Consider the following 24663-nt stretch of genomic DNA (forward strand, 5'->3'; position numbering starts at 1 on the left):
TACCAAACCGGTTGCCGCATATACAGGCATCGACGGGTCGTTTGATCCGACGGCGATTTACTTTTGGATATTGGGTTCTTCGAGACCGTATCCCCGTTTCTTGTCCTCTACCTTCAACCACAACCCGAAGATGAGAGCCAGAATACCCAGACTGGCGAAGATGAGCATCGGCACGGTGTAGTTGTATTGCAGCGGGTCGGTGATGCCGGGGTTCGACATGCGCAGCGTGGCACCGATAATCATGGGGAAGGAGTAGAGACCGATGTTCTGAATCCAGAAAATGACGGCGTAGGCCGACCCCAGCAGCTTGTTGTCGACCAGCTTGGGCACCGAGGGCCACAGCGAGGCCGGTACCAGCGAAAACGAGATACCCAGCAGGATAATCGACAGGTAGGCCACGATGACGGCAACCGTCGTACCTTTGAGGGACGGCAGTACCAGGGCGAATACCAGGTGACAGGCAATCATGAGCAGGGCACCGAAGATGAGCATCGTGGCACCCTTACCCTTGTGGTCGAGGAAGTTGCCCAGGATAGGGGTGATGGCAGCAGCTCCCAGCGGGAAGACGAAGAATACCCAACCGGCTTGCTCGGCCGTGTAGCCCAGGTTGCATTGCAACATGTTGATGGCATATTTCTGGAAGGGGAAGATGGCCGAGTAATAGAGCACGCACAGCAGCGCTACCAGCCAGAACACCTTACTCGAGAAGATGTATTTGAGGTCCGAAATCTTGAAGGGGTCGTCCTTCTCTTCGCCGCTTTCGCCCATCTGTTGTTCGAGCTTGCGGTCCATGAAGGCATAGCTGATAAAGCAGATGAGACCGATGGCCAGCAGGATAACGGCCACGAGCACGGGGCGCGAAACGTCGACCGGAGCAAATTTGTTGGCCAGTACCGGCGAACCCAGCACTACCACGGCTACACCTACGCGGGCAATAGCCATCTCTACACCCATGGCCAGAGCCATCTCTTTACCCTTGAACCATTTGACGATACCGCGCGAAACGGTGATGCCTGCCATCTCGACACCGCAGCCGAAGAACATGAAGCCGATGGCCGACATCTTGGCCGAGGCGGGCATGCCCTCGTAGAAGGGGGTGACGTTCCACCACTCCAACGGCAGGTTCATGAAGCGGTTCATGAAGGCTTCGGCACCGCTGCCGATAAAGGCGTTGCTCACGGCGTAGTAGTTGACCGCGGCACCGATGAGCATGACGGTACCCGAGAGTACGGCAGTAAAGCGTACCCCCATCTTGTCGAGAATGATACCGGCAAAAATCAGGAAGAAGACGAATACGTTCAGAAACGTTTCGGAACCGGCGTAGTGGCCGTAGGCATCGGGCGACCAGCCTCGTGTGTTCTGCAACAGCTCTTGCAGGGGAGAGAGTATATCCATGAAGATATACCCGAAAAACATGGCGCTCGCCAGTAAGACGAGGGCCGTCCACCGTACGGCCGGGACGTCCTTCATCAGTTGAGTCATTTTTTCTGTCATAGTGTTATGTGTTTTGATTGATTAATTCGTTGTTCAGAAGTAGACCGACAGACCTATCTTCAACCCGTACTGGTCGAACTTGTCGGTAAAGCTGTGTTTCCAGTAGAGGGCCGGGTCGAGCGATATGTTGGGGCTCACGAAGATGGCGTAACCCAGTTCGGCCCCTACGTAGAGATAGTCGCGACAAACCGAGCTCCCTCCCTTGGGTTTGTTCCAGGCGTGGGTGTAGCCGGTGTTCACCCCGATGAACAGGGTGGTGAGGGTGTAGTAGCGTATGCTCGCCATCAGGTCTATGCTGTTGTCGTTGTACTCTTTGTTCCAGGAGAAGTCACCGCCGAGACCTACCAGAAAGGCCAGGTTGTTGGCAATGAAGTTACCCGCCTCGACTTTCAGACCGAGGTCAAACGCTTCGTTCCCAGTCTCCTGGGTGTGGGTACTGCCCAGGTTGAAGCCGCTCACCTGGGGATTGACAATCCAGGTATTTTTCAAAATCTGGGCCGACCCGGTGCTCGACAGCAACCCGACGACCGACAGAATCAGTAGCACTTTCTTTATCATAGTCGTGTAGCGATTGGTGTTTACGAAAGGTGATCGTTGCGCAGCGTGCGGCGGTCGGAGGCATCTTGCTTCTTGCGGCGCTCGTTGCGGATTTTTTCCCGGCGCTTCAAGGCCCATCGCAGCATGATGATGACCAGCAGCGTGATGACGATGATGCTGAAATATTCCCAATAGTTCCCGCTCAGCAGCATGCCGCGGCCGAAGTAGGCCATGACGGCCAGGTAGATGACCAGGAGCAGGGTGATGATGTTGTAACGTTTCATTGTGGTTGAGATGAGGGGCGTTGCAGCAACGCCGGGTTTAACGAGGATAATTGAAATTCGCCCGATTGCAGGGCTTCGTATATCTTGATGCAGCTCCATGCGTCGGTAGCGGCATAGAGTTGCTGACTGTCGGTCAGGTGGTCGGCCTCCCAGTTGGAGAGGCGTTGTCCCTTGGAAATCTTTTTCCCCAGGACAATGGCGTAGATTTTTTGCAGGCTCTGGTCTTCGATGCCGTATCTCTTGACCACCTTCTGCAACTCCACGAAGTTGCGGGGGGTGAACTGTCCGTTGTTGAGGCGTCCCAGCATGCAGAAGTCGTCTTTGAGCGAGATACCTACTTTCAGTATCGCCTCGTTTTCGAGCAACTGTTTCAGCAGCGGGGTAAAACCGATGCGGTTGATTCGGAACAGGTAGCAGATGTCGTGGGTCGACAGTTGCATGAGGGCCACCTGGTTACTGTGCCCCTTCTTGAAGGTGGGGCGGGTCTCGGTGTCAAAGCCGATAATCTTCTCGTGACTCAGCTGCTCCACCGCGTGGGCCGCACGCGAAGGGGTATCGATCACGACGATTTTCCCGGGGAAGGTCTCGATGGGTAAGGTCGCAATAATCTCTTTGCTTATTTTTATTTTGTTGTCAGTCGTATCGTTCTCCATAATCGTTAATCCACATCATCGTTGAGTTTGTCGAAAATATCGTCGTCCCCTTGTTGATGACCGAAAATATCGGTGTAATGGCTGGATTGTGTATGATGGTGGTGATGATGACCGCAATCGCAATGGTCGTCGTCCTCGTCATCTTCATCATCGTTGGGCGAGTACTTGATGTTGTGCAGCGCCCGCAGAACGTTTACCAGTTGTTGTCCCCAATAGGAGACAAAGTTTTCGTAGCAAATGTACAGGGCTTCGAGCATCTGGGGCTCGTTGCCCAAGCGATATATCGAGATAAAGTCTTTTAAGTCCTGATAGATGTCGGCAAGACCCTCCGAGATACTGGCGGCCAAGGGAGTCTCGCTGTATTTCATGTCGGTTTGGAACACTTCCAGGTAGTTGTCGTCTTCGCCCAGCAGGCTCTCCATGTTCAGTCTGATGGTTTCGTACAGGCTTTCGGTAACGAACCGTTCGGTATATCCCTCCTCTTCGGGTTCTTCGGGCGAGAGCAGGGTGGCTTTGAGGTACAGCAGCGGGAGTATCTTGATGATTTTGTCTATAAATTCGTCTCTTTCCAGTTCGGGAGTACGTTCGATAAAGGCGCAATATTCGGCACTTACGGTGACAAATTCGATGATGTTCTTTGAATAAATGCGTTCGTCCATTACTCGTTGTTTTTATAAAGTCCGTGTTTGATTATATAGTTATATACCGACTGGGGTACGAAATAGTTCATGTTCTTGCCGGCGGCGATACCCGCTCGCACCTGTGTCGATGAAATTTCGATGAGGGGAGCCCGGCAATATCGCACGGTGGGAGGGAGCTTTGTCTCGTCGATCTCGTAGCCCCGCCGGGGATAGATGCACACGTGGTATTCGTCGACGATGCGACGGCTTTCGTACCACCGGTCGAACAGCAGCCAGTTGTCGGCCCCGATGACGAGGGTGAATTCGCGGTCGGGGTAGCGGCTTCTGAGGTGGTCGAGCGTGCGAATTGTGTAGGAGGGGAGGGGGAGCGAAAACTCCGCATCGGTCACCACGATTTTGGGATTGCCCGTCACGGCGAGTCGCAGCATCTCGATGCGTTGCCGGTCGGCCTCGGGCGACAGCTTTTCCCGCAGGGGGTTCTGAGGCGTCACCGATATCCACACCTCGTCGAACCCCTCGTATTCGCACAGGTAGCTGGCCAATATGAGGTGCCCCGTGTGGACGGGGTTGAACGTGCCTGAGAAGAAAGCTGTCTGGATTGGTTGCATAATCGGGGGGGTCAGGGCTTGTCGAGGAACTGCCGTATGGTCTGGTAGGCCTCTTCCTGCGCTTTTTCTAAAATATCGTTGACAATGATACGGTCAAATTTCGGGGCGAACGAGAGCTCGTATTCGGCTTTGGCGATGCGGCTGGCTATCACCTCGGGGGCATCGGTGGCCCGGTGGTTGAGACGCCGTTTCAACTCCTCGATGCTGGGGGGCTGGATAAAGAGGGCCAGTGCCTGGTTGCCATAATACTTCTTGATGTTGAGCCCGCCCACGACGTCGACGTCGAAAATGACGTTGCGACCGCTGTCGAGAATGCGCTCGACCTCGCTCTTCAAGGTGCCGTAGTATTTCCCGGCATAGACCTCCTCGTATTCCAGGAACTCGCCGTTGGCGATGCGTCGCCTGAACTCTTCGGGCGAGATAAAGTAGTATTCAACCCCGTTCTTTTCGGTGCCCCGGGGTGCCCGGCTGGTGGCCGAAATCGAGAACGACAGATTCAGGTCGCGGTTCAACAACGACTGTATGATGGTCGATTTTCCCGAGCCCGACGGTGCCGAAAATATGATAAGTTTGCCTCTCTTCTCCATGAAACTACATTACGTTTAATACCTGTTCCTTGATTTGTTCCAGCTCGTCTTTCATGCGCACGACGATGCGTTGCATCTCGGCTTGATTCGATTTGGAGCCGAGCGTGTTGATTTCGCGCCCCATCTCCTGACTGATGAATCCCAGTTTTTTGCCCTGGCCTTTGCCGGCCTGCATGGTTTCGAGAAAATATTTCAGGTGGTTGTCGAGGCGGTGTTTCTCCTCGTTGATGTCGAGCTTCTCGATGTAGTAGATCATCTCCTGCTCAAACCGGTTCTTATCGTAGTCGAAGTTCTCGATTTTCGACAGGGCATCGATGATGCGCCCCTTGATTTTCTCGATACGCTCCTTTTCGTAGGGTTCCACCTCTTTGAGCAGTCGGGCAATGTTGTCGATCTTCTCCTCGAAGAGATGTTGCAGCATGGCCCCCTCCTGAATGCGGAACTCTTCCAGGCGGGTGATGGCCTCGTCGACCGCCTTTTTCAAGGCGTTGATTTCGGCCTCGTCGATTTCCGGGGATTCGGTACTCATGGCGTCGGGCATGCGCAGCAGCATCGAGATGCAATCCTCGGGCATGGCGATACCCAGTTTTTCCGAAGCCTCCTTCACTTGCTGGTAGTAACCTTCGAGCACGGGAATGTTGATTTGTGCCGAAGTCGTTTTGCCGATGGCTTCACAGTATACGAGAAAATCGACCTTGCCCCGTTCCAGTCGCTGGGCTATCTTGGAGCGTATCTCCATTTCCAACTCTCTGTATTGTTGGGGTATGCGGGTCGATAAGTCGAGTTGCTTGCTGTTCAGCGATTTTATTTCAACGGTTATTTTTTTATGCGGCAATTCCACCACGGACTTACCGAAACCGGTCATCGATTGTATCATGTCAGTAAATGTTTTTGCAAATTTAATCTTAATTCCGTAGCAAAAGCAATATTATTGAAAAAAAAGCGCTATTTTTGTACTCCCATTCACGCTATTGTGATACGTTTGTTTACCTCTTGGCGCCCAAAGCAGGCAGAGAGGTAGCTGTTTACCGATAAAATTATGCCGAATATCATACACATAGAGACTTCCACGTCGGTATGTTCCGCCGCGCTCTCTTCCGACGGAGTCGTTCAATGTCATTTCGAGAGTTTCGACGGCCCCTCGCACGCCTCGTTGCTGGGTGCCTATGTCAAAGAGTTGATGACCTTTGCCCGCGACAAGTCGATTCGGGTCGACGCCGTGGCCGTGAGCAGCGGGCCCGGCTCGTATACCGGTCTGCGCATCGGAGTCTCCGAAGCCAAGGGGCTCTGTTTCGGGCTGGGTGTGCCTCTCATTGCCGTGCCTACGCTCGAACTGCTGGCCTGTACGACTCTCTTCAAGAACTATTTCGAGGAAGATGTGTTATACTGTCCCATGATCGATGCCCGTCGTATGGAGGTTTATGCCGCTGTCTACGACAATGCCCTCAATCTGGTGGCTCCGGTCGAGGCACGGGTCATCGACGAGAACTCCTTTGCCGACCTGCTGGCAACTCGCCGGGTGGTCTTCTCGGGCAACGGGGCGGCCAAATGCAAGGAGGTGATCAAGCACGAGAACGCTATCTTTGTCGACGGCATCGTCCCCCTGGCTACCGATATGCTGGCGCTGGCCGAGCGGGCCTTCCGCGAAAAACGGTTTGAAGATGTGGCCTATTTCGAGCCCTTCTATCTGAAAGAGTTTGTGGCCACCACCCCCAAACATAAAGTTTTGTAAAAAGAAAAATCAACAAGAACACTATGCAATATACCTCGGACTTAAAGAAACTGGTGTTGCCCGAATATGGGCGCAATGTACAGCAGATGGTCGACCACTGCATGACCATCGAGGACCGGGCCGAGCGCACCCGCTGTGCCAACACCATTATCAATATCATGGGTAACCTGTTCCCCCACCTGCGCGACATCGAAGATTTCAAGCACAAGTTGTGGGACCACCTGGCCATCATGTCCGACTTCAAGCTCGACATCGATTATCCCTACGAGATTATCCGGAAGGAGAATCTGCACACGCACCCCGACCCGATACCTTATCAATCGTCGCCCATCAAGTATCGCCACTACGGCAAAATCATGGAGGAGATGCTGAAAAAGGCCGAGGAGATGCCGGCCGGTCCCGAGCGTGATGCCCTCGTGTCGATGCTGGCCAACCACATGAAAAAACTTTTCTACCAGTGGAATAAGGATTCGGTCGACGACGAAAAGATATTGAAGGACTTGAAGGAATACACTCACGGTGTAATCGATCTCGATCCGGCGACCTACCACCTGCGCGATGTGAAGGAACCGATTGTGCAACCACAGCGGGGCAAGTCGAAAAATAATTCAAAAAAAGCGGGTAAATAACCGCTTTTTTTGTATCTTTCACTCATTAACCTTAAAAGCGAAAAGTATGGCATCTTTTATTATTGAAGGCGGGCATCGTCTGCATGGAGAGTTGATACCGCAAGGCGCTAAGAATGAAGCACTGGAAGTTCTCTGCGCCACATTGCTCACCCCCGAAGAGGTGAAGATATACAATATCCCCGACATTCTCGATGTGAACAACCTCATACAACTGCTGCGCGACCTGGGGGTGACGGTCGAACGCATCGGGTTGAATGCGTACAGTTTCAAGGCCGACAAGATTAATCTCGACTACCTCAACAGCGACGAGTTCTTCCAGAAGGGAGCCGCACTGCGGGGATCGGTGATGATTATCGGTCCGCTCCTTGCCCGCTTCGGGTATGCCGTTCTGCCCAAACCGGGAGGCGACAAGATTGGCCGCCGTCGGTTGGATACCCACTTCCTGGGCATTCAGAAACTGGGTGCCACCTTTACCTACTGTCCCAAGGCCCAGCGCTATGAAATCAAGGCCGACAAACTCACTGGCAGCTACATGCTGCTCGACGAGGCTTCGGTGACCGGAACCGCCAATATTCTGATGGCTGCCGTCCTGGCCGAGGGCGATACCACCATCTACAATGCTGCTTGCGAACCCTATCTGCAACAGCTCTCGAAGATGTTGAACCGCATGGGTGCCCGCATCGAAGGCATCGGGTCGAACCTGCTCACGATTCACGGCGTGTCGTCGCTCAAAGGGTGTGAGCACACCATTCTGCCCGACATGATCGAGGTGGGCAGTTTCATCGGTATGGCCGCCATGACCCAGTCGGACATCACCATCAAGAACGTGTCGTACAACGACCTGGGTATTATCCCCGACAGTTTCCGCCGGCTGGGCATTACCGTCGAGCAGAACGGCGACGACATACACATTCCCGAACACGAAAGCTACGAAATCGATACCTTTATCGACGGCTCGATCATGACCTTTGCCGATGCCCCGTGGCCAGGACTCACTCCCGACCTGCTGAGCGTCTTCCTCGTGGTGGCTACCCAGGCCAAGGGGAGCGTGCTCATTCATCAGAAGATGTTCGAGAGCCGACTCTTCTTTGTCGACAAACTCATCGACATGGGGGCGCAGATTATCCTGTGCGACCCGCACCGGGCCGCCGTCATCGGTCAGGCTCGCGCTCACAAGCTGCGGGCGGCCAACATGGTGTCGCCCGACATTCGGGCCGGTATCGCCCTGCTCATTGCCGCCATGAGTGCCGAGGGGACGAGCCGTATCCACAACATCGACCAGATAGACCGGGGGTATCAGGACATCGACAAGCGGCTCAATGCCATCGGTGCCCGCATCACCCGGTTGTAAAACAAGAAAACAAGCATGATTGAACGTGAAGAATTGATTAAGATAGGTCGGTTCAACAAACCGCACGGGGTGAAGGGCGAGTTGTCCTTCACCTTTACCGACGATGTGTTCGACCGCACCGACTGTCCCTATATCGTCTGCGAAATCGACGGTATCTTCGTCCCCTTTTTCATCGAGGAGTGTCGCTTCAAGAGCGATACTACCGCCTTGATGAAGCTCGAAGATGTCGACAACGAGACCGATGCCCGGGCCTTTTCGCTGCTCGATGTCTATTTTCCCAAGTCCTACTACGACACGGCGGTCGAAGAGGAGGCCCCGAGCGACTATTTCATCGGGTTTACCGTGGTCGACAGCGAGCGGGGCGAGTTGGGTAAGATTGTGGCCGTCGACGACTCGACCGAGAATGTGCTCTTCGAGATTGACCATGAGGGGCGCGAGTTGCTGGTTCCGGCCGTTGATGAGTTTGTGAGCGAGATTGACGAGGAGAACCGTCGGCTCTACATGACTATTCCCGAGGGACTGCTTACGTTGTAAATCTAAAAAAACAGAGATGATATGATGAAACGAATTTTGTTTATTTTTCTGTCCGTGTGGTTCATCTTCACGGTCGTTGTGTTCGTGATATTTTTCTCGGGTACCAAGGATTCCAAGAGTAGCGGCGAAGGCATGCCGGTACTCGAAGCCATTGCAACCCGGGCCAGTGTGCGGGCCTATGCCGACAAGGCGGTTGAGCCCGAGAAAATCGAGCAGATTCTGCGGGCCGGTATGGCGGCTCCTACGGCTCGCAACCAACAGCCGTGGGCTTTTGTGGTGCTCGACGACAAGGCGCTGATGACCCAGTTGGCCGACTCGCTGCCCAATGCCAAGATGTTGGCTTCGGCTCCCGTGGCTATCGTGGTGTGCGGCGACCTGAGCAAAGCTATCGAAGGCGAGGGTGCCACCTATTGGATACAAGATGCTTCGGCAGCCACCGAGAATATCCTGCTGGCTGCTCATGGTCTGGGGCTGGGTGCCGTGTGGACGGGAGCCTATCCCGTAATGAGCCGGGTAAAAGCCATTCGCGAGGTGCTGGGTCTACCGGCACAGATTATTCCGCTCAACGTGATTCCCATGGGCTACCCGCAGGGCGAAACGGCTCCCAAGGATAAGTGGAAACGCGAGAATGTGCGCCTGAACAACTGGGCTACGGCCTATTGACGAGGCGGCAGTTACGAGTTATAAAAAAGCGAATCACTCATACGGGTGATTCGCTTTTTTATGGTGTGTAGTGCTGCGGTACAGGCCTGCCGGTCATATCTCGATTATGTCGTGACGGAGCGACAGCAGGTCGACCAGATAGAGCTTGCCGCTCAACACCTCGCCGCACCCGACAATAATCTTGATGGCTTCGGTGGCCTGGATAGAGCCGATGACTCCCGGTATGGAGCCGATGACCCCGCCCGGTTGTGCCGGAGGGATTACCTCGGGGCGAGGGTAGAGGTCGCTGTATCGGGGACCGCCCCGGTAGTTGAATACCGACACCTGTCCCTCGAAGGCGGCGATGGAGCCGTAGACGTAGGGTTTGCCCTGACGGGCACACACCTCGTCGATGAGGTAGCGGGTAGCCGCATTGTCGCAGCCGTCGACCACCAGATCGTAGTTGGCGATAATCGATTCCGCGTTTTCGGCCGTGAGCCGGGTGGGGTAGGTCTCGATGCGGGTCATGCTGTTCAGGGTCGACAGCCGCCGGCGGGCACACTCCACCTTGGGGGCTCCCACCTCGGCTTCGGTGTAGAGTACCTGCCGTTGCAGGTTGCTCATCGACACCATGTCGTCGTCGACCAGTCCCAGACAGCCCACACCCGCTGCCGTCAGGTAGAGGGCGACGGGCGAACCCAGTCCGCCCACCCCCACAATCAGTACCCGGGTTTTCTGCAACCGTTCCTGACCCGCTTCGCCAATCTCGGGAAGCATCGTCTGTCTGCTGTACCGATCGTTCATCAGTCGAATATTTTATCCCAGTCTTTCCACACTACTTCGTAGCTCATCGACTTGATGGCCTGCTCGACCTCGGCCGGGGTGCGTTCGTCGCTCACGGCAAACTGTTCGAGCGCTTGCGGATAGGTGGCATAGCCTCCCGGGTCGGTCTTCGAACCGGCACTCATCGAGGTGGCTCCCAGCGTGGCGATGTGGTTGCGGAAGTTGGGGTTTTCGCGGGTCGACACCGAGATGTCCACGTCGTGGTCGAAGATGCGGAAGGCAAAAATCAGTTGGGCCAGCTCCCGGTCGCTCATCACCACATTGGGTTGGAAATGACCCTCCGAGGGACGCATGCGGGGGAAATTGACGCTGTATTTCGTCTGCCAGTAGTGCTTGCGCAGGTATTGCAGGTGAATGGCCATCATGGTCACATCGGTGCGCCAGGGCTCCAACCCGATGAGCACGCCCATGCCTATCTTGTGCACGCCGGCCTGTCCCATGCGGTCGAAGCCGTTGACACGCCACTCGAAAATCGATTTCATGCCCTTGGGGTGATAGGTCTTGTAGCGGTCCTTGTGGTAGGTCTCCTGAAAGCAGACTACGCCGTTGAGCCCCGACTTGGTGAGCCGGTAGTAGTCCTCGCTTTTGAGCGGCATCACCTCGATGGTGAGGTTGGCAAAGTAGGGGCGGGCCACATGCAGCGCCCGTTCCAGATAGTCCACACCGGCATCACGCGGATTCTCACCGGTGACGATGAGCAGGTTTTCAAAGGGCCCCAGCTTGCGTATGGCCTTGCACTCGTTCTCGATCTCCTCTTCGGTGAGAATGATGCGGGCGATAGGGTTGTTGTGGTTGAACCCGCAATAGACGCAAAAGTTGTTGCACGAGTTGGTAATATAAAGCGGTACATACATCTGTATCGTTTTACCGAAACGCTCCTGGGTGTAACGCCGGCTCAGGGCGGCCATGGGTTCCAGATAGGGAGCGGCAGCCGGCGAAACGAGTGCCATGAAGTCGTCGATGGTCAAGTGCTCCTTGCCCAAGGCAATCTCCACGTCGCGGCTCTGTTTCGAGTTGATGCAGGCGGTTATGTCGTCCCAGGAATATTTTTCTAATTCTTCGGAAAACATCTTATTTCTCTTTCTTTAATCAATCGTTAATGGTTAGTCGATTCTTTTCAATTCTCTCTTGTGGACGAGGCCGGTTGCATACCGATACCGGCACTCGTCGGTACCCGGGGAGGGGGTTACTCCGTCTCGACGCATTTGGTGATGTCTTGCGACAGCCGCATGGCGCAGAAGTTGGGTCCGCACATGGTGCAGTAGTTGCCGTCGTGGAACGAGCCCTGCTTGTAGTATTCGAGAGCCCGGTCGGGATCGAGGGCCAGGTTGAACTGGTCTTTCCAGCGGAACTCGTAGCGAGCCTTGCTCATGGCGTCGTCGCGCACCTGGGCACCGGGGAATCCCTTGGCCAGGTCGGCGGCATGGGCGGCAATCTTGTAGGCGATGACACCGTTGCGCACATCTTCGCGGTCGGGCAGTCCCAGATGCTCCTTGGGGGTGACGTAGCAGATCATGGCCGTACCCAGCCAGGCAATCTGTGCGGCACCGATGGCCGAGGTGATGTGGTCGTAACCCGGAGCAATGTCGGTGGTCAACGGGCCCAGTGTGTAGAAGGGGGCACCGTGGCAGCTGCTCAGCTGGCGGTCCATATTCTCCTTGATTTTGTGCATGGGAATGTGGCCGGGTCCCTCGATAATCACCTGCACGTCGTGAGCCCAGGCCTTCTCGGTGAGTTCGCCCAGTACGTCGAGTTCGAGGAATTGCGAGCGGTCGTTGGCGTCGTGAATCGAGCCGGGACGCATGCCGTCGCCCAGCGAGATGGCCACGTCGTACTGTTTGAGAATCTCGCAAATCTCGTCGAAATGGGTGTAGAGGAAGCTCTCCTGATTGTGAATGACGCACCACTTGGTCATGATCGAGCCGCCGCGCGACACGATACCCGTGAGCCGTTCGCCCACCAGGTCGGCATGAGCTTTGAGTACACCGGCGTGAATGGTAAAGTAGTCCACACCCTGCTCGCACTGTTCGATGAGGGTGTCGCGGTAAATCTCCCAGGTAAGGTCCTCGACCTTGCCGTTGACCTTTTCGAGCGCCTGGTAGATGGGCACGGTACCCATGGGCACGGGGCAGTTGCGGATAATCCATTCGCGCGTCTCGTGTATGTGATCGCCGGTCGAGAGGTCCATGAGCGTGTCGCCGCCCCAGTGGCAGCTCCACACCGCCTTGTCCACCTCCTCCTCGATACCCGACGAGAGGGCCGAGTTGCCGATATTGGTATTGAGCTTCACCAGGAAGTTGCGGCCGATAATCATCGGCTCGGCCTCGGGGTGGTTGATGTTGGCCGGGATAATGGCGCGGCCGGCAGCCACCTCGTCGCGCACGAACTCGGGGGTGATGTGGCTCTTGATACCCAACTGTTCGTTCATCAGGTTCTCGCGTATGGCCACATACTCCATCTCGGCGGTGATGATACCCTGCCGGGCGTAGTACATCTGTGTGATGGAGTGCCCCGGCTTGGCCTTGTAGGGGAGCGGCGTGTGTTTGAAGCGGATTGATTCGAGAGCCGGGTCGTCGCGACGGGCGCGGCCATATTGCGAGGTGATGTCGTCAAGCTGTTCGACGTCGCCGCGGTCGGCAATCCACGACTCGCGCAGGCGGGGCAATCCCCGGTTGATGTCCACCTCGACCATGGGGTCGGTGTAGGGGCCGCTGGTGTCATAGACATAGACCGGCGCGTTGGGGGTGTGCACCCGTTTCCCGTTCTCGATGGTCACCGTGTCGGTGAGGTTGATTTTGCGCATGCCCACTCGAATGGGAAAGAGTTTACCCGGCACATATACCTTCTCGGAGCTGGGGTAGGAATCTCTGATTATTTTTTGTGTATCCATAAGTTATCGTTTCGTAGCGGTTAGTCAAGGAATGAAGTCAGCGGGCTGCTGGCCTGGGCAAAATGATATTGGGCACCCAGTCCGGCTTCGTAGGCCCGGCGGCCGGCTTTGACAGCCTCTTTGAAGGCGATGGCCATCTCTACGGGGTTACCGGCCACGGCGATGGCGGTGTTCACGAGCACGGCATCGGCACCCAGTTCCATGGCTTCGGCAGCCTGCGACGGCGCCCCGATACCGGCGTCGACGATGACGGGCACGTTGCTCTCCTCGATGATGATTTGCAGGAAATCACGCGTGCGCAACCCCTTGTTCGTACCGATGGGAGCACCCAGCGGCATCACGGTGGCGGCACCGGCCTCTTCGAGCCGTTTACACAACACGGGGTCGGCCTGGATATAGGGCAGTACCACAAATCCCATCTTGGCCAGTTGCTCGGTAGCTTTCAAGGTCTCCACCGGGTCGGGTAAGAGGTATTTGGGGTCGGGGTGGATTTCGAGTTTGATGAAGTCGGTCCCGAAGCACTCGCGCGAGAACTGGGCGGCGAGTACAGCCTCCTCGGCATTCCGCACGCCCGAGGTGTTGGGCAGGAACTGCACTCTGTTGCGGTCGATGTGGGTGAGCATATCGTCGGTCGCCTCGTGGGTCATGTTGATACGTTTCATGGCGACGGTAATCATTTCGGATTCCGAAGCCTCGATGGCTTTTTCCATCAATTCGTTCGAGCTGAATTTGCCGGTTCCGACAAACAGCCGGGAGGAGAATTCCCGCCCTCCAATCACTAATTTGTTCATACTTTGCGATATTGGTTTAATAAGTCTATAATCTTTCGGGTTTCGGCCTCGGGGTCCTCGGCTTGCAGAATCGTGCCCGACAAGGCGATGCCCGACACGCCGGTCTCCATGAGGGCTGGAATGTCATCGGCCGTGATACCGCCGATGGCCACCACGGGAATCTTCAAGTCGTTTTCGCGGCATTGCCGCATGATGCGGGCATAGCCTTCGAGGCCCAGTATGGGGCTCAGGTTCTTTTTGGTCTCGGTAAAACGGAAGGGCCCCAGTCCCACGTAGTCGGCATCTTGTCGCACCAGACTTTGAATGTCGTCGAAGGTGTTGGCCGTGCCGCCGATGATGTATTTCTCACCGATGAGCAGGCGTGCTTCCGATACCGGCATGTCGAGTTTGCCCAGATGCACGCCGTCCACGTCGAGGTCGGCCGCCAGTTGGGGATAGTCGTCGAGAACGAGAATGGCCTCGTGTTCCTGGCAGAGGGGAATCAGCTCTCGGGCTGTTCGTTCCACCTCGTCAAGAGGCGCCTCTTTCATGCGCAGTTGTATCCATTTGCAACCCCCTTTGAGGGCGGCGACGGCGCCTTCGACAATGCCGAAGCGCAGGGTTTGATGGGTAATGAATTGTAACATATCGATGGGGTTAAACGGTTCGTATTCGGTTGAGTCGGTCAATCACCCCTTCGGGGGTAGGCTCTTGCCACAGGTAGCCCAACAGGACTACTCCGCCGAAGTGCCACTGCCGCACGGCAGCCACCCGCTCGGGGGTGATGCCGCCCAGGGCCATGACCCGCTCGTTGATGATTCTCCGCTCGGCCGCTTCGGCCAGTTGCCCGGGGGTGAATGCGGCCCGGTAGCCCTGCTTGGAGAGGCTGTCGAAGAGGGGGCTCAGGAATTGATAGGCATACCCTTCGCCTTGGCCGAGTTCGTCCAGCGTGTGACACGAGCGGGAGAGGGCGGGGGTGTACCCCGGCACGGCTGCGGGAGGCATCGGGTTGCGGCGGTTGAGGTGCACGCCGGCCAAGCGGTATGCAGCTGCTAGCTCAAAGTGGTCGTGCAGCACGATGCGGTTGTAGCAGCGGTGGGGAATCGAGCGCAACAACTCTTCTACCTCGTGGCGCGAGGCCCCGGGTTTGCGCAGGTGCAGATGGTCCAGCCCGTGGTCGAGCAACGTGGCAATCAAGTCGCCCTCGTGAGGGAGGAATCCTTCGGGTGTGATACCTATGTATTTCATCGCTTACCTTTCGGGTTGTCGGTTATCCGCCGAAGGTGGCGCGAATGAGGGTTATCTTGTCGCCGGGGGCCAGCGTGCGGTTGTCCCACTCGCTTTTGGGCACCAGTTTGTTGTCGATGGCGATGGCCGTGCCCTCGGCGGCAATCTGCTGCCGGTCGAGCAACCCTTTTACGGTTGTTCCTTCGGGCACCTCGGTCTCTTTTTGGTTGAGATATACTTGCATGGTTATATCAATGAATGGTTTATCCGTTTTTGTTTGTGTCTTCGTCGTCCCGCGGGGTTAAAACGCAGGGGGCGAACAGATGGTTTACGGCTCCGTGGCCGTGGCCTATCGTCACGTCGGCACCCGCTTCAAGGGCCCGGGTGAGGTAGGTCTTGGCGGCGGCCACCGCATCGGGCAGGTCGCGGCCCAGGGCCAGGTACGAGGCGATGGCCGAGGAGAAGGTGCAACCCGTGCCGTGGGTGTTGCGTGTGGCGATACGGGGCGAGGTGTAGCGCACCGGGTCGGCCTGTGGGGTGAAGAGCAGGTCGTACGATTCGGCTCCCTCCAAGTGTCCCCCCTTGATGAGTACCGCCCGGCAACCGATTTGGAAGAGCCGCTGTGCAGCCCGTTCCATCTCCCGTTCGTTGGTGACGGGTAGGCCGCTCAGGATTTCGGCTTCGGGTATGTTGGGGGTGACGAGTGTGGCCCGGGGCAGGAGTAGCGATTTGACCGCCTCGATGGCCTCCTCTTCAATGAGCCGGCACCCCGAGGTCGACACCATGACCGGGTCGAGCACGATGTGGTCGAGGGGGTAGTGCGCCAGACAGTCGGCAATGGCCTCGATCGTAGGTCGGGCGTATAGCATGCCCAGCTTCACCGTGTGGCAGGGCAGGTCGTCGAGTACCGCCTCGATTTGTTGGCGAACAATATCGGGGTCGATACCCTGTATGGCCCGCACCTCGCAGGTGTTTTGTGCGGTGATGGCGGTGATGGCCGATGTGCCGAATACACCGATGGACGACATGGTTTTCAAGTCGGCCTGTATCCCGGCTCCTCCGCTGCTGTCCGAGCCGGCTATGGTCAATACGACGGGATAGGTTTTCATACGGTTTGCTTTATCGGGGGGGAGCTTAAAACCGTATCGAAACAGATAGGACTATGAACAATTCCTGCGCCGGCATTATCCGTATCAGGTTCATAGGGTATGATCTCAGCCGTTTTTAGGCACCCCTTTGTTACTTACACGCAAAGTTAGGGATAATTTTTGTACCGGTGTGAAGCCCTGGACGTTTTAATAAAAATTAAGAGGCAATACGCCTTTCCGGGTTGTGATGTGGCTGCTCATCGGTGGGCTTATCGTTGGGGAAAAGGATTCGTATCAATTTACTCTGTTTTTATGGTTGAGCGGGACGTTGTCAATGCGTTTGTTGCCAATTTGCTATATAATGTAGTAAAAAGTAAGCGGTTGTTTCTGAAAATGGATAATTTGCAAATAAATTATCAAAATGTTTGTATTTTTGAAAGCTGTTATTTATTTTTGCAAGCAAATTGAAATGCTTATTTTGAAAGACCGAATAAAAAGAAATTGAATGCAGATGAAGGAAACCACATTTGTCAGCGATAAAATATTGAGAGAGAAAGCCGCACAGAGGGGTTCGGCGGGTTTGTACGACCCGGCCAATGAACATGATGCGTGCGGAGTAGGTATGATTGTCAACATTCACGGCAACAAGTCGCACGAGTTGGTCGATTCGGCCTTGAAGGTGCTTGAAAACATGAAGCACCGTGGAGCCGAGGGGGCCGACAACAAGACGGGCGACGGTGCCGGTATCTTGTTGCAGATACCACATGAGTTTATTCTACTGCAAGGGATTCCCGTCCCCGAGAAGGGAAAATACGGTACGGGGTTGGTGTTCCTGCCCAAGAGCCTGAAAGAGCAGAGTGCGATACTCGACATCATGGCCGAGGAGATTGAGCGCGAGAAGCTCTCGCTCATGCATGTGCGTTCGGTACCGGTCAACTCGTCGATCTTGGGTAAAAGTGCAGCCGAGACCGAGCCCGATATCAAGCAGATTTTTATTACCGGCGAGGCCGACGACCTGGAACGTAAACTTTATATTATTCGCAAGAAAATCGAGCGGCGGGTCAGCCACAAGGATTTTTACTTCGTTTCGCTTTCGAGCAAGACCATTATTTACAAAGGTATGCTCTCGTCGGTGCAGTTGCGCGAGTACTTCTGCGATCTGACGCAGCCCTATTTCACCAGCGGGTTGGCCATCGTGCACTCCCGGTTCAGCACCAACACCTTCCCCACGTGGGGGTTGGCGCAGCCCTTCCGCCTGTTGGCACACAATGGCGAAATCAATACGATACGGGGCAACCGGGCTTGGATGGAGGCTCGCGAGAGTGTGCTCTCCACACCGTTGCTGGGATCGGTCAAGGATATACGACCCATCTTGCAGCCCGACATGAGCGACAGTGCCTCGCTCGACAATGTGCTCGAATTTTTCGTACAGTCGGGATTGAGCCTGCCGCACGCCATGGCCATGCTCGTGCCCGAGTCGTTCAATGATAAGAACCCCATCAGTGAAGATTTGAAAGCCTTTTATGAGTATCACTCGATTTTGATGGAGCCGTGGGACGGTCCTGCCGCCCTGCTTTTCAGCGACGGCCGTTACGCCGGCGGAATGCTCGACCGCAACGGGTTGCGTCCCGCCCGTTACCTCATTACCCGCAACGACATGATGGTGGTGGCCAGCGAGGCCGGTGTCATCGGGTTCGACCCCGAGACCATTCGCGAGAAGGGGCGCCTGCAACCGGGCAAGATTCTGCTGGTCGATACCCAGGAGGGACGCATCTACTACGACGAGGAGTTGAAGAAACAGCTGGCTTCGGCGCGGCCCTATCGTCAGTGGCTGGCCGATAACCGCATCGAACTCGACACGTTGAAGAGCGGCCGCAAGGTCGAGAACACCGTGGCCGACTATGACCGCAAGTTGCGGGCCTTCGGGTTTACCCGCGAAGATGTGGAACGCACCATTACTCCCATGTGTACGACGGGTTCGGAGCCCACGGCGTCGATGGGTAACGACACGCCGCTGGCCGTACTATCCGAGCGTCCGCAGTCGTTGTTCAACTATTTCAGACAACAGTTTGCCCAGGTGACCAACCCGCCTATCGACCCCATTCGCGAGGAGCTGGTGATGTCGCTCATCGAGTATATCGGTGCCGTGGGTAACAATATCCTGTTGCCCGACGAGAGTCACTGCAAGATGGTGCGGTTGCCGCACCCTATTCTCAACAATACCCAACTGGATATTCTGTGCAACATTCGATACAAGGGATTCAAGACGGTAAAACTGCCCATGCTCTTCGAGGCCGGGCGAGGTAAGGAAGGCCTGGAAGAGGCGCTCGTGGCTCTCTGCCGCAAGGCCGAGGAGTCGGTCGACGAGGGGGTAAACTACATCGTCCTCTCCGACCGGGATATCGATGCCGGTCACGCCGCCATACCGGCCCTGTTGGCCGTGAGTGCCGTGCACCATCACCTTATCTCGGTGCAGAAGCGCGTGCAGACGGCTCTGGTGGTCGAGAGCGGTGAAATTCGCGAGGTGATGCACGCCGCCCTGTTGCTGGGCTACGGTGCCAGCGCCATCAACCCCTATATGGTCTTTGCCGTACTTGCCGACCTGGTGAAACGGGGCGATGTGCAGATGAACTACGAGACGGCCGAGAAGAACTATATCAAGGCCGTGTGCAAGGGACTTTACAAAATCATGAGCAAGATGGGTATCAGTACCATACGTTCCTACCGCGGGGCCAAGATTTTCGAGGCCGTGGGGTTGAGCGAGGAGTTGCTGAACCGCTGGTTCGGCACCCGTTGCTCGTCGGTGGGCGGTATTCGTCTCGACGAGATAGCCCATGACTACGAGGCCTTCCACGATGCCGGTTATCTGCCCGACGAGATAGACTCGCCGTTGCCCTATATCGGACAGTTCTCCTATCGCAAAGATGGTGAGAAACATGCCTGGAATCCCGAGACCATCAGTCTGCTGCAACTGGCTACTCGCCTGGGCAGCTATGAGAAATACAAACAGTTTGCCGAAAAGGTAGACCACAAGGATAGCCCCATCTTCCTGCGCGACTTCTTCTGCTTCAAGCGCAATCCCATTCCCATCGATCAGGTAGAACCGGTCGAGTCGATTGTGAAGCATTTTGTGACGGGAGCCATCTCGTTCGGTGCCATCAGCAAGGAGGCGCACGAGGCTCTTGCCCTGGCCATGAACAAGCTGGGCACGCGCAGCAACACGGGTGAAGGGGGCGAGGATTCGACCCGCTTCCACGAGACCTACGACGGCATTTCACTGTGCAGCAAGACCAAGCAGGTGGCTTCGGGCCGCTTCGGTGTTACTGCCGAGTATCTGGTCAATGCCGAAGAGATACAGATTAAGGTGGCGCAAGGTGCCAAGCCGGGCGAGGGTGGACAACTGCCGGGCTTCAAGGTCGACGAGGTGATTGCCCGTACCCGTCATTCGATTCCGGGCATTTCGCTCATTTCTCCTCCGCCGCATCACGATATTTACTCCATCGAAGATTTGGCCCAACTCATCTTCGACTTGAAGAATGTCAACCCCCGGGCTCAGATCAGTGTCAAGCTGGTAGCCGAGAGCGGTGTGGGGACCATTGCCGCCGGTGTGGCCAAGGCCAAGGCCGACCTGATTGTCATCTCGGGAGCCGAGGGTGGCACGGGAGCTTCGCCGGCATCGTCGATGCGTTATGCCGGTATCCCGCCCGAAATCGGGTTGAGCGATACGCAGCAGACACTGGTGCTGAACGGCCTTCGCGGGAAGGTGCGTTTGCAGACCGACGGTCAGTTAAAGACCGGGCGCGACATCATCAGCATGGCGTTGCTCGGAGCCGAGGAGTTTGCCTTCGGTACCGCCGCCCTTATTGTGTTGGGCTGCGTGATGATGCGCAAGTGTCATGCCAACACCTGTCCGGTGGGCGTGGCTACGCAGGACCCCAAGTTGCGCGAGCGGTTCAGAGGTCACTACCAGTATGTGGTGAACTACTTCCAGTTCCTGGCCCAGGAGGTGCGCGAATACCTGGCCGAGATGGGATTCACCCGTTTGAACGACATTGTGGGACGCACCGACCTGATTGAGATTGCTCCCGCCGAGCCCGACTCCAAAGCCTCGCTGCTCGACTTCCATCGCATCTTGCACCGCGTCGACAACGGTACGGCCCTGCACCGGGTCATGCCTCAACAGCACGATATTGACGGGGTACTCGACGTGACGATGCTCGCGGCTGCCCGCGAGGCCATCGAGAACCGTCTGGAGGTATCTCTTGAATATACGATTGGCAATACCGACCGTTCGATAGGAGCCATGCTCTCGGGGGCCGTGGCCGCCCGATACGGCGAGGCCGGATTGCCCGACGATACGATTCAAGTCAAGTTCAAGGGGTCGGCCGGACAGAGCTTCGGTGCCTTCCTGACCCACGGTATCAACTTCCGCCTCGAAGGCGAAGCCAACGACTACCTGGGCAAGGGGTTGAGCGGCGGTCGCATAGCGGTACACCCGCCGGTGCGCAGCACCTTTGCCGCCGAGGATAACACGATTGCGGGCAACACGCTGCTCTACGGAGCCACCTCGGGCGAGGTCTACATCAACGGCCGGGTGGGCGAGCGGTTTGCCGTGCGCAACTCGGGAGCCATTGCCGTAGTCGAAGGGGTGGGCGACCACTGCTGCGAGTACATGACCGGTGGTCGTGTGGTTGTACTGGGCGAGACGGGTCGCAACTTTGCCGCCGGTATGAGCGGTGGTGTGGCCTATGTGTGGGACAAGAACCGCAAGTTCGACTACTTCTGCAACATGGATATGGTCGAGCTTTCGCTGGTCGAAGATGCGGCTGCTCGTAAAGAACTGCACGAACTGATTCGTCAGCACTACTTCTACACCAGTTCGTCGTTGGCCCGCACGATGCTCGACAACTGGAACCGTTACGTCGAAGAGTTCATTCAGGTAACGCCCATCGAGTTCAAGAAGGTGTTGGCCGAAGAGCAGATGCGCAAGCTCCAGGAGAAGATTGCCGAAGTTCAGAGAGATTATTAAACTAAGAGACTATCGAAAAGAGATTATAGAAGATATAGCATTATGGGAAACCCGAAAGCATTCTTAACCATACCCCGGCAGGAGGCCGGATACCGCCCCGTACACGACCGTATTTCCGACTACGGCGAGGTGGAGCAGACCCTCAATACCAGCGAGCGCAAGTTACAGGCTTCGCGCTGCATGGATTGCGGAGTGCCCTTCTGCCACTGGGCCTGTCCGCTGGGCAACCGCCCGCCCGAATTTCAGGACGCCCTCTTCCGGGGCCGGTGGGCTGAAGCCTACCAGCTGTTGACCGAGACCAACGACTTCCCCGAGTTTACGGGGCGCATCTGTCCGGCACTGTGCGAGAAGAGCTGTGTGCTCAACCTGAGTATGGAGGCGCCCGTCACCATTCGGGAAAACGAGGCCGCCATCATCGAGGCCGCCTTTCGCGAGGGACTTGTCAAGCCTCGTCACTATAAACGCAACGGCAAGCGCGTGGCCGTGATCGGGTCGGGACCGGCCGGACTTTCGGTGGCCAACCGGCTCAACCGGCTGGGCTATGCCGTCACGGTATTTGAAAAATTGGAGTATGTGGGAGGCCTGTTGCGATTCGGTATTCCCAATTTCAAACTGCATAAACCCATCATCGACCGCCGGGTGCGGGTGATGGAGGAGGAGGGCATCACTTTTGAGGTGAACCATGCCGTCGACCTCGACCAGTTGCCCGAAGGGTTCGATGCCTACTGCCTCTGCACCGGTACCCCTCAGGCCCGCGACCTTAATATTCCGGGACGCGACTTGGCCGGAATCCATTTTGCCATGGAGATGCTGGCCCAGCAAAACCGGGTGCTGGCGGGGCAGACCTTCCCCGACGAGGAGCGCATCACGGCCCGGGGCAAACATGTGTTGGTAATCGGTGGTGGCGATACCGGCAGCGACTGCATAGGCACGAGCAACCGGCAGGGCGCTTTGAGTGTGACCCAGATTGAGATTATGCCCAAACCGCCCGTTGGTCACAATCCCGCTACCCCTTGGCCGCAATGGCCCATCGTGTTGAAGACCAGCAGCAGCCACGAAGAGGGTTGCGAGCGGCGGTGGAGCCTCTCGTCCACCCGCTTTATCGGGGAGAACGGACGGGTGTGCGGCGTCGAGGTCGAGGAGGTCGAGTGGTTGCCGGCTCCCGACGGGGGACGTCCGCAGATGCGGCCCACCGGTCGTAAGGAGATTCTGAAAGCCGATCTGGTGCTGCTGGCCATGGGATTCCTCAGACCGCAGTTGCCGGCCTTGCCCGAGAACGTATTCGTGGCAGGCGATGTGGCTACGGGGGCCAGTCTGGTGGTCAAGTGCATCGCCTCGGGACACCGGGCTGCCGAAGAGATAGACCGCTATTGCACGACCGGCGAACGATAAAGACACAAGTAAAAAACAGCCTAAAACGACTCTTGTCATGTGTGGAATTGCAGCAATATTCAATATAAAAACTCAGTCGCCCGAGTGGCGAAAAAAGGCTTTGGCGATGGCAAAGAAAATCCGTCATCGGGGTCCCGATTGGAGTGGTATCTATTGCGGAGGTTCGGCCATATTGGCTCACGAACGTCTCTCGATAGTCGACCCCCAGAGCGGGGGACAGCCTCTCTATTCGCCCGACCGTAAGCAGGTGCTTGCCGTGAATGGTGAGATCTACAACCATCGCGACATCAGGCATCGCTACGAAGGTCGGTATGAGTTCCAGACCGGGAGCGACTGCGAAGTGATATTGGCCCTCTACCGCGACAAGGGTATCGATTTCTTGGAGGAGTTGAACGGCATCTTTGCCTTTGCCCTGTATGACGAGGAGCGCGACGAGTTCTTGTTGGCCCGCGACCCCATCGGGGTTATCCCCCTGTATATCGGTTACGACAGCGACGGCACCCTCTATTGTGCCAGTGAGTTGAAGGCGCTCGAAGGCTTCTGCGAACGCTACGAACCCTTTTTGCCGGGGCACTACTATTCAAGCCGCGAGGGGAAGATGACCCGTTGGTACAAACGCGACTGGGTCGATTACGACGCGGTGAAGGACAACGGGGCATCGGTACAGGAGTTGCACGATGCGCTCGAAGCGGCCGTGCGGCGGCAGCTGATGAGCGATGTACCCTACGGGGTGTTGCTCTCGGGCGGACTCGACAGTTCGGTCATCTCGGCCATAGCCAAGAAATATGCCTCCCGACGGGTCGAGACCGACGGGCAGAAAGAGGCTTGGTGGCCGCAGCTGCACTCCTTTGCCATCGGGTTGCGCGGAGCTCCCGATTTGGCCAAGGCTCGCGAGGTGGCCGACTATATAGGTACCGTACACCACGAAATAAACTATACGATACAGGAGGGGCTCGACGCGTTGCGCGATGTGATTTATTTCATCGAGACCTACGATGTGACTACCGTGCGCGCCTCTACGCCCATGTATCTGCTGGCTCGGGTCATCAAGAGTATGGGTATCAAGATGGTGCTGAGCGGCGAGGGAGCCGACGAGGTGTTCGGCGGTTACCTCTACTTTCACAAGGCACCCGATGCCCGGGCGTTTCACGAAGAGACCGTGCGCAAGTTGTCGAAACTCTACCTCTATGATTGCCTGCGGGCCAACAAGGCCCTCTCGGCCTGGGGTGTGGAGGGGCGTGTGCCTTTCCTCGACAAGGAGTTCCTCGATGTGGCGATGCGGCTCAATCCGCAGGCCAAGATGTGCCCCGGCAAGACGATTGAGAAGCGTATCGTGCGCGAAGCCTTTGCCTACATGTTGCCTGCCAGTGTGGCTTGGCGGCAGAAAGAGCAGTTTAGCGACGGGGTAGGGTACAGCTGGATAGATACCTTGAAGGCGATGACCTCGCAGGCCGTGAGCGACGAACAGATGCTGCACGCTGCCGAGCGGTTCCCCATCAATCCGCCGCAAAACAAGGAGGAGTACTACTATCGCTCGATTTTCGAGGAGTATTTCCCCAGCGAGAGTGCCGCCCGCAGTGTGCCTAGCGTGCCCAGCGTGGCCTGCTCGACAGCCGAGGCTTTGGCTTGGGACGCCTCGTTCCAACACCTGAACGAGCCGAGCGGCCGGGCCGTGGCCGGAGTACACGAGGAGGCCTACGAGAAGGGTGCCCGAGAGAAATGAAGAGAGAAG

Annotated in this window: 24 protein-coding genes and 1 riboswitch; of the genes, 8 read left to right on the forward strand and 16 right to left on the reverse strand. The window is 56.5% G+C overall.

The genetic code is table 11. The annotated features are described in order from the left end of the window. Window positions 1-57 precede the first annotated feature (57 nt). Genes BARVI_RS00190 through BARVI_RS00225 form a run of 8 tightly spaced genes read right to left on the reverse strand, consistent with a single transcriptional unit; the run spans window position 58 to window position 5681 of the window. Window positions 58-1494: an MFS transporter gene (locus BARVI_RS00190; protein ID WP_025277272.1), complete on the reverse strand. Its 1437-nt coding sequence runs from the start codon at window positions 1492-1494 to the stop codon at window positions 58-60. 33 nt (window positions 1495-1527) lie between these two features. Next, entirely contained in the window at window positions 1528-2052 is a 525-nt protein-coding gene (locus BARVI_RS00195) for a hypothetical protein (RefSeq protein ID WP_025277273.1), read from the reverse strand. A gap of 20 nt (window positions 2053-2072) precedes the next feature. Further along, window positions 2073-2315, reverse strand: a complete 243-nt coding sequence (locus BARVI_RS00200) for a hypothetical protein (protein WP_025277274.1) — start codon at window positions 2313-2315, stop codon at window positions 2073-2075. Then, window positions 2312-2968 carry a 3'-5' exonuclease gene (locus BARVI_RS00205; protein WP_025277275.1) on the reverse strand — a complete coding sequence of 219 codons (657 nt, stop codon included), beginning with the start codon at window positions 2966-2968 and terminating at the stop codon, window positions 2312-2314. Before BARVI_RS00205 ends, BARVI_RS00200 begins: the two co-directional genes overlap by 4 nt. Window positions 2969-2973: 5 nt before the next feature. Next, on the reverse strand, window positions 2974-3627 hold the full coding sequence (locus BARVI_RS00210) for a DUF5063 domain-containing protein (RefSeq protein WP_025277276.1): 654 nt from the start codon (window positions 3625-3627) through the stop codon (window positions 2974-2976). Next, window positions 3627-4217, reverse strand: coding sequence for a nicotinate (nicotinamide) nucleotide adenylyltransferase (gene nadD / locus BARVI_RS00215; protein ID WP_025277277.1), 591 nt, complete (start codon window positions 4215-4217; stop codon window positions 3627-3629). The genes BARVI_RS00210 and nadD overlap by 1 nt, the downstream gene beginning before the upstream one ends. 11 nt (window positions 4218-4228) lie before the next feature. Beyond that, window positions 4229-4804, reverse strand: a complete 576-nt coding sequence (gmk, locus tag BARVI_RS00220) for a guanylate kinase (RefSeq protein ID WP_025277278.1) — start codon at window positions 4802-4804, stop codon at window positions 4229-4231. 4 nt (window positions 4805-4808) lie between these two features. After that, window positions 4809-5681, reverse strand: coding sequence for a YicC/YloC family endoribonuclease (locus BARVI_RS00225; protein ID WP_025277279.1), 873 nt, complete (start codon window positions 5679-5681; stop codon window positions 4809-4811). Between the two features lie 162 nt (window positions 5682-5843). Here BARVI_RS00225 and tsaB point away from each other — a divergent pair, with 162 nt between their 5' ends. Genes tsaB through BARVI_RS00250 form a run of 5 tightly spaced genes read left to right on the forward strand, consistent with a single transcriptional unit; the run spans window position 5844 to window position 9713 of the window. Beyond that, a complete protein-coding gene (tsaB, locus tag BARVI_RS00230; protein WP_025277280.1) occupies window positions 5844-6536 on the forward strand; it encodes a tRNA (adenosine(37)-N6)-threonylcarbamoyltransferase complex dimerization subunit type 1 TsaB in 693 nt (230 codons plus the stop codon). Window positions 6537-6559: 23 nt separating this feature from the next. Continuing rightward, entirely contained in the window at window positions 6560-7165 is a 606-nt protein-coding gene (locus BARVI_RS00235) for a DUF4290 domain-containing protein (protein WP_025277281.1), read from the forward strand. Window positions 7166-7211: 46 nt separating this feature from the next. Further along, a complete protein-coding gene (gene murA, locus BARVI_RS00240; RefSeq protein ID WP_025277282.1) occupies window positions 7212-8516 on the forward strand; it encodes a UDP-N-acetylglucosamine 1-carboxyvinyltransferase in 1305 nt (434 codons plus the stop codon). A gap of 15 nt (window positions 8517-8531) precedes the next feature. Further along, window positions 8532-9050 (forward strand): ribosome maturation factor RimM, encoded by a 519-nt coding sequence (gene rimM, locus BARVI_RS00245; RefSeq protein ID WP_025277283.1) that lies wholly within the window; start codon window positions 8532-8534, stop codon window positions 9048-9050. Window positions 9051-9071: 21 nt separating this feature from the next. Further along, complete coding sequence (locus BARVI_RS00250) at window positions 9072-9713, forward strand: nitroreductase family protein (protein ID WP_232213987.1); 642 nt, start codon at window positions 9072-9074, stop codon at window positions 9711-9713. A gap of 93 nt (window positions 9714-9806) precedes the next feature. Here the strand turns inward: BARVI_RS00250 and BARVI_RS00255 are convergent, their stop codons facing one another. The 8 genes from BARVI_RS00255 to thiD form a co-directional block, all read right to left on the reverse strand. Further along, window positions 9807-10496 carry a HesA/MoeB/ThiF family protein gene (locus tag BARVI_RS00255; RefSeq protein ID WP_025277285.1) on the reverse strand — a complete coding sequence of 230 codons (690 nt, stop codon included), beginning with the start codon at window positions 10494-10496 and terminating at the stop codon, window positions 9807-9809. Beyond that, window positions 10496-11605 carry a 2-iminoacetate synthase ThiH gene (gene thiH, locus BARVI_RS00260; protein WP_025277286.1) on the reverse strand — a complete coding sequence of 370 codons (1110 nt, stop codon included), beginning with the start codon at window positions 11603-11605 and terminating at the stop codon, window positions 10496-10498. The genes BARVI_RS00255 and thiH overlap by 1 nt, the downstream gene beginning before the upstream one ends. A gap of 116 nt (window positions 11606-11721) precedes the next feature. After that, window positions 11722-13425, reverse strand: coding sequence for a phosphomethylpyrimidine synthase ThiC (gene thiC, locus BARVI_RS00265; RefSeq protein ID WP_025277287.1), 1704 nt, complete (start codon window positions 13423-13425; stop codon window positions 11722-11724). A gap of 20 nt (window positions 13426-13445) precedes the next feature. Further along, a complete protein-coding gene (locus BARVI_RS00270; RefSeq protein WP_025277288.1) occupies window positions 13446-14216 on the reverse strand; it encodes a thiazole synthase in 771 nt (256 codons plus the stop codon). Further along, window positions 14213-14842, reverse strand: a complete 630-nt coding sequence (locus BARVI_RS00275; protein WP_025277289.1) for a thiamine phosphate synthase — start codon at window positions 14840-14842, stop codon at window positions 14213-14215. The genes BARVI_RS00270 and BARVI_RS00275 overlap by 4 nt, the downstream gene beginning before the upstream one ends. A 10-nt stretch (window positions 14843-14852) precedes the next feature. Continuing rightward, entirely contained in the window at window positions 14853-15443 is a 591-nt protein-coding gene (locus tag BARVI_RS00280; RefSeq protein WP_025277290.1) for a thiamine phosphate synthase, read from the reverse strand. 22 nt (window positions 15444-15465) lie between these two features. Then, window positions 15466-15666 carry a sulfur carrier protein ThiS gene (gene thiS, locus BARVI_RS00285; protein WP_025277291.1) on the reverse strand — a complete coding sequence of 67 codons (201 nt, stop codon included), beginning with the start codon at window positions 15664-15666 and terminating at the stop codon, window positions 15466-15468. 19 nt (window positions 15667-15685) lie between these two features. Then, window positions 15686-16531: a bifunctional hydroxymethylpyrimidine kinase/phosphomethylpyrimidine kinase gene (thiD, locus tag BARVI_RS00290; protein WP_025277292.1), complete on the reverse strand. Its 846-nt coding sequence runs from the start codon at window positions 16529-16531 to the stop codon at window positions 15686-15688. 44 nt (window positions 16532-16575) lie between these two features. Continuing rightward, window positions 16576-16668: riboswitch (TPP riboswitch) on the reverse strand. Between the two features lie 353 nt (window positions 16669-17021). On the opposite strand from thiD, the gene gltB reads away from it, so the two are divergent. From gltB to asnB, 3 genes are read left to right on the forward strand one after another with little or no spacing between them, the layout of a single operon-like run. Beyond that, on the forward strand, window positions 17022-21539 hold the full coding sequence (gltB, locus tag BARVI_RS00295) for a glutamate synthase large subunit (protein WP_025277293.1): 4518 nt from the start codon (window positions 17022-17024) through the stop codon (window positions 21537-21539). Window positions 21540-21581: 42 nt separating this feature from the next. After that, window positions 21582-22931 (forward strand): glutamate synthase subunit beta, encoded by a 1350-nt coding sequence (locus BARVI_RS00300; protein WP_025277294.1) that lies wholly within the window; start codon window positions 21582-21584, stop codon window positions 22929-22931. Between the two features lie 37 nt (window positions 22932-22968). Next, window positions 22969-24654, forward strand: a complete 1686-nt coding sequence (gene asnB, locus BARVI_RS00305) for an asparagine synthase B (protein WP_025277295.1) — start codon at window positions 22969-22971, stop codon at window positions 24652-24654. Window positions 24655-24663 lie beyond the last annotated feature (9 nt).

The organism is Barnesiella viscericola DSM 18177 (assembly GCF_000512915.1).
Classification (GTDB): domain Bacteria; phylum Bacteroidota; class Bacteroidia; order Bacteroidales; family Barnesiellaceae; genus Barnesiella; species Barnesiella viscericola.